Origin of the sequence: Catonella sp. (genome assembly GCF_052169795.1) — a bacterium.
Lineage (GTDB): Bacteria > Bacillota > Clostridia > Lachnospirales > Lachnospiraceae > Catonella.
Genome location: NZ_JBQNBU010000071.1, coordinates 1 through 11002 on the forward strand (window position 1 = coordinate 1; position 11002 = coordinate 11002).

Genomic DNA, 11002 nt, shown 5'->3' on the forward strand with positions numbered 1-11002 from the left:
CCTGTACACTGATCATCAAATGCTTTCTCTGTCATATCATCAAGAGTAGCAAGGAAATCCTCTTCCTTAATACCATAGTCCTTGATACTTCTCTTAATGCCAATCTTAACCTGAAGTTCTCTGATACCTGCAATAAGCTTTTCTACACTGTCTGCATCATTCTTACCCTTAAAGCCGAGAGCTTCTGCAACTTCTGCATACTTTCTCTGTGTCTTAGGATACTGATACTGAGGGAAGGTACCCATCTTTGTAGGCACTTCTGAAGAGTTAAAACGAATAACCTGCTCCATCATAAGTGCGTTTGCAATACCATGTGGTATGTGATGGAAAGCACCAAGCTTATGTGCCATAGAGTGCATTACACCAAGGAATGCATTTGCAAATGCCATACCTGCCATACAAGCTGCATGACCAACTTTCTCTCTTGCTTCAGGATCATTTGCCCCATTATCATAAGCCCTTGGAAGATACTCGAAAAGCATCTGTAAGGACTGCTTAGCAATACCATCTGTAAAGTCGGTAGCCATAACCGATACAAGAGCCTCAAGGTTATGTGAAACTGCATCTATACCTGAAGAGGATGTAAGTCCCTTAGGAGCATTCATCATCATATCAGCATCTATTATAGCCATATTTGGAAGAAGTGCATAGTCTGCAAGCGGATACTTGTTGCCTGTAACTTCATCTGTAATAACTGCAAAAGGTGTAACCTCAGAGCCTGTACCTGCTGAAGTAGGAACAGCTATAAAGTAAGCCTTCTCGCCCATCTTAGGGAAGGTGTATACTCTCTTTCTGATGTCCATAAAGCGCATTGCCATATCGTAGAAATCTACTTCAGGATGCTCATAAAGTACCCACATAATCTTAGCGGCATCCATTGCAGAACCACCACCGATAGCTATAATGCAGTCAGGACCAAAGCTTCTCATAAGGTCTGCACCCTTTTTAGCTGAATTAAGTGTAGGATCAGGAGCTACATCTGAGAATGTCTGGTGTACAATTCCTAACTGATCTAACTTATCTGTAATAGGCTTTGTATAGCCATTCTGGAAAAGGAAGCTATCTGTTACGATAAATACTTTCTTCTTATCCATTACATCTCTTAACTCTTCAAGAGCTACAGGCAGGCAGCCCTTCTTGAAATAAACTTTTTCAGGGGCTCTAAACCAAAGCATATTTTCTCTCCTCTCAGCTACATTCTTGATATTGATTAACTGTTTAATTCCTACATTCTCAGAAACAGAGTTTCCACCCCAAGAACCACAGCCAAGTGTAAGAGAAGGATTGAGCATAAAGTTGTAAATATCACCTATACCACCCTGTGCAGCAGGAGTATTTACAAGAACACGACATGTCTTCATACGCTCACCGAACTCAGCAATCTTTTCCCTCTCAGTAACAGTATTTACATAAAGAGAAGATGTATGACCGTAACCACCATCAGCTACAAGTCTTTCAGCCTTATTGAGTGCATCTGCAAAATCTTTTGACTTATACATAGCAAGTACAGGAGAAAGCTTCTCATGAGCAAATTCCTCACTAAGCTCTACACTTGTAACCTCACCGATAAGTATCTTTGTAGCAGGATCTACTTTAACACCTGCAAGCTCAGCTATGGTAGCAGCCTTCTGACCAACTATCTTAGCATTAAGAGCTCCATTTATAATAATTGTTTTACGAACTTTTTCAATTTCATCTTTTTTAAGGAAATAACAGCCTCTTCTCTTGAACTCAGCCTTAACTTCATCATAAATCTTAGCATCTACGATAGCTGACTGTTCAGAAGCACAAATCATACCATTATCAAAAGTCTTTGAATGGATGATTGAGTTAACTGCCATAAGAATATCTGCTGATTCGTCAATAATAGCAGGAGTATTACCGGCACCTACACCAAGTGCAGGCTTTCCTGACGAATAAGCACTCTTAACCATTGCCGGACCGCCTGTTGCAAGTATGCAGTCACATTCCTTCATAACCATATTTGTCATCTCAAGACTTGGTACATCTATCCAGTCAATAATTCCCTCCGGAGCACCGGCCTTAACTGCTGCTTCAAGTACTACTCTGGCAGCTTCTGCTGTACATTTTTTAGCTCTTGGATGTGGGCTTATAATAATACCATTTCTTGTCTTAAGAGCAATGAGTGTCTTAAAAATAGCGGTTGAAGTAGGGTTGGTAGTAGGAATTACGGCTGCCAGTATACCAAGAGGCTCTGCAACTCTGGTTACACCAAATTCCCTGTCCTCTTCTATAACACCACAGGTCTTAGCATTTTTATATTTATTGTAAATATACTCGGATGCATAATGGTTTTTAATTACCTTATCTTCCACTATACCCATTCCTGTCTCTTCAACTGCCATGTGTGCAAGAGGAAGTCTCTGCTGATTGGCTGCTGTAGCTGCAGCAAAGAATATTTTGTCTACCTGCTCCTGTGAATAGGTAGCAAATTTTTCCTGTGCTTCACGAAGTTTCTTAAGAGCCTTCTCAAGTGCTTCAACACTGTCAATGATGTTACGAGTCTTATTTTCCATCGAAAATCTCCCTTCAATCTACTGGATTAGCATCGGTTTCAACCGAATAAAACAGCTTGTTATTTTTTTAACTAGCTTGTTAAAATTTTATCATTCTTTGTCTGTTCTGTCAACTGTAATTTATAGATACGAGTATCAAAAGTATAACAATTATATGCAATCTTGCCTGCAAAAGAATTTATTATCTTTTGACATCTATATCATTTCTTACAATTATAAATGCAATTTTAAAAGTTTTCAGTTTATTTATTAATAAATATCAAAACTTTATTGATCACTATTCTAACTATATCATTAATTAACTCTAGTTTCTAGTAAAATTTTTAGGTATTTTTTACTAAAATTCTACAACAAAATTTATGCATTATAACATTTGCTTGAATTATTCAAAATCCAATTCCACAGGACAGTGGTCACTTCCCAAAACTGACGAATGAATCTTCGCATCCCTAAGCCTATCTTTAAAATCAACAGAAGTAATAAAATAATCAATACGCCAGCCGGTATTTTTCTCTCTTGCCTTAAACCTATATGACCACCAAGAATATACATTTTCAAGATTTGGATAAAAAAAACGGAAAGTATCTACATATCCCGCCTCCAAAAGTTCGGTCATCTTTCCTCTTTCTTCATCTGTAAATCCCGCACTTCTGTGATTGGTCTTTGGATTCTTAAGATCAATTTCTTTATGTGCCACATTAAGGTCTCCACAAAGAATTACAGACTTTTTTTCTTTTAACTTATTTAAATAATTCCTGAAATCATTTTCCCAAACCATTCTATAGTCCAACCTCTCTAATTCCTGCTTAGAATTAGGAGTGTAGCATACTACCAAAAAATGATCCTCATATTCTGCAGTAATTACCCTGCCCTCATGGTCATGTTCCTCTATCCCCATGTCATAAGTCACACTTATCGGTTCTCTTTTTGTAAATAACGCAGTACCCGAGTAGCCCTTCTTCTCAGCATAATTCCAATACTTATAATATCCCGGTAAATCAAGTTCTAACTGTCCTTCAGAAAGTTTTATTTCCTGAAGTCCAAAAGCATCAGCATCTATTTCATTAAAAAACTCCATAAAACCTTTGGTAAGACAGGCTCTAAGCCCATTTACATTCCAAGATACATATTTCATGCTCTTTCCTTTCTCAATATAAACAACCTCTACTTTACTCATCCAATACAAAATACACATCACTAAATAAAAAAAGTCCCTGAAAACAGGGACTAAATTTATTTTGCATAATCAACAGCTCTGGACTCTCGTATTATACTTACCTTTATCTGACCCGGATACTCTAGCGAAGCTTCAATCTTCTTAGATACATTACGGGCTAGCAACACCATCTCCGAATCTGCAACCTGATCCGGAACAACAACAACTCTTATTTCTCTTCCAGCCTGAATAGCAAATGATTTATCAACACCTTCAAACTCATTAGCTATATCCTCAAGTTCTTTAAGTCGATTAGAATAAGTTTCCAAAGTCTCTCTTCTTGCACCGGGACGTGCCGCTGAAATTGCATCTGCGGTCTGAACCAAATAAGAAATCAGATTATTAGGCTCCACATCTCCATGATGTGATTCAACTGCATTTATAACAGTAGCTGACTCCTTATACTTCCTGCACATTTCAACACCTATCTGTACATGAGAACCTTCCTGCTCTTTATCCACTGACTTTCCAATATCATGAAGAAGACCTGCTCTCTTAGCAAGTTTAACATCACATCCACATTCAGCAGCTAAAAGACCTGATAATTGAGCAACTTCAACGGAGTGCCTAAGCACATTCTGACCATAGCTGGTTCTAAATTTCATTCGACCAAGCAGTTTTATCAGTTCAGGATGTATTCCATGTATACCACATTCAAGCGCTGCAGCTTCTCCCTCTTCTCTTATCTGAACTTCTACTTCTTTCCGTGCTTTTTCAACCATTTCTTCAATTCTTGCAGGATGTATTCTTCCATCCACAATCAGCTTTTCAAGAGCAATCCTTGCAACTTCACGCCTTACCGGATCAAAACCTGAAAGAACAACCGCCTCAGGAGTATCATCAATTATAAGATCCACACCTGTCAATGTTTCCAGTGTTCTTATATTGCGTCCTTCCCTTCCTATAATCCTGCCCTTCATCTCATCATTAGGAAGCTGTACAACAGAAATCGTAGCTTCAGCAATGTGATCGGCAGCACAACGCTGAATGGCGGTAACAACTATTTCCTTTGCCTTTTTATCAGCCTCTTCCTTTGCCTTATTCTCAAGTTCCTTTACCATAACTGCCATTTCATGCTTCACATCATCCTCAACCGACTTGATAATGTAATCTTTTGCCTGTTCGGAGGTAAGTCCCGATATTCTCTCAAGCTCAGCCAGCTGTTTTACATGAAGCTCCTCCACAGCCTTTTTGTCTTTCTCAAGTTCTACTTCACGCTCATTAAGTTTAATTTCCCGTTTTTCAAGCAGCTCACTTTTCCTATCTGTTGCCTCTTCCTTAGATAAAACTCGTTTCTCGTACTTCTGTAGTTCTGCCCTTCTCTCCTTACTTTCCCTCTCAAATTCATTCTTAGCTTTCAGAGATTCCTCTTTGGCTTCGAGCAAGGCCTCACGCTTTTTAGTCTCAGCTTCTAAATTAGCTTTCTCTATTATATCCCTAGCTCTTTCTTCTGCAGTTCCAACCTTAGCTTCGTAATTTTTAACACGATTAGAAATTGCAATCTTCCAAACAGTAGGAGCAGTAACTGCAGCAGTAACCACGACAGCAGCCGCTGCTATGATAATTGGTTCCACTGGAGCACCTCCTTATTTAATTTTCATTGTACAAGAAATCTATGCCAAATTACCTTTACATAATTCAACCGACATATACAACAGTTAAATTCTATACTTTTTAACTAAAAAAGTCAAGTATCAGAGAAATAATCACCGAGCACATGTGATATAAGCTCTGTATTAAATCCCCTTCTATAAAGATATGAATAAAGCTTCCTTTTTTTATCTATATCCATTTCTTTTAAATTTTTAATTTTCTTTTTTATAATATTATGTAAAGCTTCTTCATCACTTCTATCATCTGTAACAAACCGCTCTATAATATCACTATCTATTCCTTTTGAAAACAATTCCATTTTAATCTGCCGCAGGCTCTTTGAACTGCTTTTATAATTAATGTAGTTCTCAGCATATCTTTCATCATTCAAATAATTAAACTTTTTGACATAGGCTATAGCATTATCAATCACTTCAACCTGATAATTTTTTAAAGATAATTTTCTTCTTAAATCAGCTTCTGAACAATCGGCCCTGCTCAAAATATCTAATGCTTTTTTCCTTGCCCTTGGAATCATTGTTTCATTGATAAAATCCTCATACACTTTATCAGACAACTCTGTCGATTCTTTTATTGCATATTTTCTTATGTCACTTTGATATACATAAAACACAATACTATCAGCCTTTACTTTATATCTATATTTCCCTGCCTTTTCAACAGAATCTATAAACATTATAATTTTTCCTATTCTTCAGAATTGTATTCATCATCAAAATTCTCCGAATCCTCTTCATTTTTCTCTAAAACCGGTTCTTCTGAATTTGTTAAAGAATCTTTCTTTGCATGCAGTTCCCTTACTTTTTCTTCAATCTCCTTAAATACAGCAGGATTAGTTTCAAGATAAAGTTTTACATTCTCTCTTCCTTGTCCAATCTTTTCTCCATTATAAGAGAACCATGCCCCTGATTTTACAACTATATTATCATCCACTGCAATATCAAGCACATCTCCTGTACGGCTTATACCTGTTCCAAACATAATATCAAACTGTGCTTCCTTAAAAGGAGGAGCTATTTTATTCTTAACAATTTTTATTTTAGTTCTGCTTCCAATAACATCTCCACCCTGCTTTATTACATCAGCCTTTCTTACATCCATTCTTATAGATGCATAGAATTTTAATGCCCGTCCTCCGGTTGTAGTTTCCGGATTTCCAAACATAACTCCAATTTTTTCACGAAGCTGATTGATAAATACTACTATACAATTAGTTTTACTTATAACTGATGTAAGTTTTCTCAATGCCTGGCTCATAAGCCGTGCCTGTAAACCAACATGAGAATCCCCCATATCTCCATCAATTTCAGCCTTTGGGACAAGTGCAGCTACTGAATCCACAATAACTATATCCATAGCTCCGCTTCTTACCATTGTCTCAGTAATCTCTAAAGCCTGTTCACCACTATCCGGCTGAGAAATATAAAGTTCATCTATATTTACTCCAATTGCCTTGGCATATACCGGATCAAGCGCATGCTCAGCATCTATAAAACCTGCTATTCCTCCTAATTTCTGAACTTCTGCTACCATATGCAGGGCAACTGTAGTTTTACCACTGGACTCAGGACCATAGACTTCTATTATCCTTCCCTTAGGTATGCCGCCAAGCCCCAGTGCCAAGTCAATACTAAGACAGCCTGTAGGAACTACCTCAATATTCATTTTTTCTAACTTAGCTCCCATTTTCATAATAGAGCCTTTTCCAAAATCTTTTTCTATCTGCGCAATTGCAGCTTCCAATGCTTTTTTCTTATCTCCACCTGTATAAACAGTTTTATCTTTAGTATCTTTTGCCATAATTACCTCACTGTAAATTTTATTAACAAACAAATGTTCTTTATAGTATATATTATAAAACATAAGTTCGATAAAGTCAACCAAAACATTCATAGTTAAATTAATTTTAATTGATATAAAGTAATTAAAGTATAATACATTTTTTAAATTCTGTAATCGGCAAATCAAACAATTTTTTAACTTTTTCCTATACAAAATAGACAAAAATCAACTTCCGAGATGTAAATACCACTCTATAATATCATTTCCAAAAAATAGTGACACCAACATTCCTGCGGACAAATACGGCCCCAACGCAAGAATATTATCTGATTTATTTAATTTCATTCTTATAGGATGAATTACCGATGCAAATAGACAACCCAGAAAAAATGCAAGTACCACCTTACCAAAACCCAAAAACAAGCCGGAAGCAGCCATTAGTTTTATGTCACCGCCTCCTATAGCCCTTCCCTTAGTAATTAAATATATCAGCATTAATAATAAACTTATTGAAAAGAAACCTGATACATAGCTCTTTACATTAGGAAAATCAGTTATAATTTTTAATATTCCAATAAAAAATATCAATATATTTATCTTTGGCGGAATCTCGTATGTTATCCAGTCTATAACTGACAACATTATTAAAGATAATATAAATAAAATATTAATACTTATTTTAATAACGGTTAAATCCATTTATTTACCTTCAGTCTGATTGCAATTGTTCTTCATTCCGATGATGAATTTCTTTTTCCCGATACATCCTTTCATCAAGCCTCTTAAGAAAAGCTGATGAAGAACCGTCTGCTTCGCAGTCATATACCGCATATCCCAAACTGAAAGATATTTCAAACGGAAATTTTCCCAAGGCATTAAAGGCATCCAAACTTTTTCTAAGCCTCCTCATAGCCACTTCAATTTCAGCTTCATCACAGATATCTGTAAGGATACAAAACTCATCTCCGCCATATCTGGCAACTACATCTGTCTTTCTAAAATTTTTAATAACTATATCCGAAAACGCCTCTAGAGCATCGTCTCCAGCCTGATGTCCATAAGTATCATTAATATATTTAAATCTGTCAATATCTGCCATGATACCGGAAAACTTAACTTCACTAGCATTATTAACCCTTTTTGTAAGTTCTGCATCAAACTTTCGCCTATTTACCGCTCCTGTCAAAAAATCTGTATTCAAATCTCTACTCTGCACATAAATATAAAGTAAAACTGAATAGAAAAATACATCTACATAATTATGAGTCATGTTTTTCATTGAAAACTGCAAAATTGTAACAACTAATGTATATATAGGAAAAATCCATAAAACTACAGATAAATCCTGTTTGTTCTTTTTATTCAAATATATTATATATACCTGCATACTCATATACTCAATAGCAATTAAAAATATTCTTATATCATAGAGTATACCTTTACCATATGTTGTTCCATCGAATTTATACAGAAGGTCTAATGAAAAAATTTGTGAAATACAAAGTATGATAAAATTGACAGCAGAAAATAATAAACAAATAATCAGTAAAATATTATTTTTATTTTTACCATAATCCATACATTCATTTGAGTATTTTATTATAAAGCATCCTACAAGTGGTGTAAGTGCAAAAAGTAAAAAAGTTCCTGTCAAAGAAATAATATTTGAAATTACACCACATACTGCTACTTCACTCATTAGTTTTGAGATAACTATAATAAATAAGACTACAATTAAGTATTTGTACCACTTTTCTTTTTCTCTATTATTATTTTTACTTATGAATGCAAATATAGCAACAATAAACATCAGATTATATATATCTGATAGCAAACCACTGGAAATTTCCATAACTATCCACCCCCCCCCAAAAAAAAAATACAACTATATTTTTAACAATACATGCGTTGTTATTATAACATAATACGGTTACATTTCGGTTACATTTTCATATTTTTATTACAATATTAGAACCGATATATGCAAAATTTCATATATTGACAAAATTACTTAATTGTGATTTAATCTTTTCTATAAACTGTGACGGGAAGAAGTAAGCTAGATGTTCACTTACAGAGATTAGCCGGTTGGTGAGAGGCAAAAGAAAGAGTCTGACTGAATACATCCCTGAGTTTCACACTGAACGTTTCTACAAGTAGGCTGTGACGGTGGACTTCCGTTATAGGGTCAGGGTATAGATAGATTGTACCTGTAAGAGGCAGATATTCTGCGAAATAAGGTGGTAACACGAAGCTTATGCTCTCGTCCTTTGTAGGATGGGATTTTTTATTTTAAAGGAGGAAAATATGACAGTTTATGAAGAACTTAAGGCAAGAGGATTGATTGCCCAGGTAACTAATGAAGAAGAAATCAGTAAGATGGTAAATGAAGGAAAAGCCGTATTTTATATAGGTTTTGACCCTACTGCAGACAGCCTTCATGTAGGACATTTTATGGCACTCTGTCTGATGAAGAGACTTCAGATGGCAGGTAACAAGCCGATAGCTCTTATGGGTGGCGGAACCGGTATGATAGGTGATCCTTCAGGAAGAACCGATATGAGAACCATGATGACCAAAGAAACTATTGAACACAACTGTGAATGTTTCAAAAAGCAGATGGAAAGATTCATTGATTTCGGTGAAGGTAAAGCGATTATGGTAAATAATGCTGACTGGCTCTTAAACCTAAATTATGTTGAATTCTTAAGAGATATAGGTCCACATTTCTCTGTAAACAGGATGCTTGCCGCAGAGTGCTACAAACAGCGTATGGAGAAGGGACTTAGCTTCTTAGAGTTTAACTATATGCTTATGCAGGGCTTTGACTTCTATATGCTATATCAGAAATACGGCTGTAATATGGAGTTTGGCGGAGATGATCAGTGGAGTAATATGCTTGCAGGCACTGAACTGATAAGAAGAAAGCTGGGAAAAGATGCTCACGCTATGACCATTACTCTTTTGCTTAATTCTGAAGGCAAGAAGATGGGAAAAACTGCAAATGGTGCAGTATGGCTTGATCCGGAAAAGACTACCCCTTATGACTTCTACCAGTACTGGAGAAATGTAGATGACGGTGATGTTCTAAAATGCCTCAAGCTGCTTACCTTCCTGCCTATAGAAGAAATACTTGCCATGGAGTCCTGGGAGGGTGCTAAACTTAATGAAGCAAAAGAAATACTTGCTTTTGAACTTACTAAACTGGTTCATGGTGAAGATGAAGCAAATAAGGCTCAGTCTGCTGCTAAGGCTCTTTTTGCAGGCGGCGGAAGCCTTGAAAATATGCCTTCTTTTGCTATAACTATGGAAGATGCAAGAGATGGGGTCTTTGACATAGTTACCATACTCCACAAATCAGGTCTTGTAGCTACCCGTTCAGAAGGCAGAAGGGCTGTAGAACAGGGAGGCGTTGTTGTAAACGATGATAAGGTAACTGACTTTGCTACTACTTTTAAGCCTGAGGAATTGCAAGGAGATGGACTCATTGTGAGAAAAGGCAAGAAGAAATTTTGTAAGGTCATCCTTGACTGAGTTATAGTTATTTTGTGATTTTTAAGGAAATTTAGGCTGTTACATTAAGAATTCAGTATTCTTATTCTTTAATGTGACAGCCCATTATCTTTAGTGATTATTAATGTTATTTATGAGTTCTCTATACCTAGGCCTCTCTTCATCTGCAATACCGACTGCATCAAGTGCCTGTTCCAAATTCAACTTCAAATTTGCCATCAACTTATTAACTGCTAATACTAATGCATCCAGTCTTCCTTTTTCTATTCCTTTTTCTATTCCTCTGTTTTCTATTTTGTCTAAAACCTCTTTTATATCACACATACCATCACAGCTCCTT

The 11002-nt window shown here is 36.1% G+C and carries 8 protein-coding genes, 1 pseudogene and 1 other annotated feature; of the genes and pseudogenes, 1 reads left to right on the forward strand and 8 read right to left on the reverse strand.

The window, feature by feature from the left end; genetic code table 11:
* The 7 genes from adhE to ACTTKP_RS09435 all read right to left on the reverse strand — a co-directional run.
* Window positions 1–2537, reverse strand: a 2537-nt coding sequence (gene adhE, locus ACTTKP_RS09405; protein ID WP_442553647.1) for a bifunctional acetaldehyde-CoA/alcohol dehydrogenase, incomplete at its 3' end; no start/stop codon positions are given.
* Window positions 2538–2919: 382 nt separating this feature from the next.
* Window positions 2920–3672: an exodeoxyribonuclease III gene (locus ACTTKP_RS09410; protein ID WP_442553648.1), complete on the reverse strand. Its 753-nt coding sequence runs from the start codon at window positions 3670–3672 to the stop codon at window positions 2920–2922.
* 98 nt (window positions 3673–3770) lie between these two features.
* The gene (gene rny / locus ACTTKP_RS09415) at window positions 3771–5294 is read right to left on the reverse strand and encodes a ribonuclease Y (protein WP_442553654.1); all 1524 of its coding nucleotides are present in this window, start codon (window positions 5292–5294) and stop codon (window positions 3771–3773) included.
* 146 nt (window positions 5295–5440) lie between these two features.
* Window positions 5441–6043, reverse strand: a complete 603-nt coding sequence (locus ACTTKP_RS09420) for a regulatory protein RecX (protein ID WP_442553649.1) — start codon at window positions 6041–6043, stop codon at window positions 5441–5443.
* An 11-nt stretch (window positions 6044–6054) separates the two neighbouring features.
* Window positions 6055–7167, reverse strand: coding sequence for a recombinase RecA (recA, locus tag ACTTKP_RS09425; protein ID WP_442553650.1), 1113 nt, complete (start codon window positions 7165–7167; stop codon window positions 6055–6057).
* A 207-nt stretch (window positions 7168–7374) separates the two neighbouring features.
* Entirely contained in the window at window positions 7375–7848 is a 474-nt protein-coding gene (locus ACTTKP_RS09430; RefSeq protein WP_442553651.1) for a prepilin peptidase, read from the reverse strand.
* A gap of 10 nt (window positions 7849–7858) precedes the next feature.
* Window positions 7859–9001, reverse strand: coding sequence for a GGDEF domain-containing protein (locus ACTTKP_RS09435; RefSeq protein WP_442553652.1), 1143 nt, complete (start codon window positions 8999–9001; stop codon window positions 7859–7861).
* 180 nt (window positions 9002–9181) lie between these two features.
* Window positions 9182–9423: a binding site (T-box leader), on the forward strand.
* Window positions 9424–9456: 33 nt separating this feature from the next.
* Between ACTTKP_RS09435 and tyrS the strand changes: the two genes are divergently transcribed.
* Complete coding sequence (gene tyrS, locus ACTTKP_RS09440; RefSeq protein WP_442553653.1) at window positions 9457–10683, forward strand: tyrosine--tRNA ligase; 1227 nt, start codon at window positions 9457–9459, stop codon at window positions 10681–10683.
* A gap of 90 nt (window positions 10684–10773) precedes the next feature.
* Here tyrS and ACTTKP_RS09445 read toward each other — a convergent pair.
* Window positions 10774–11002: pseudogene (locus tag ACTTKP_RS09445) on the reverse strand (hypothetical protein); the annotation flags it as partial.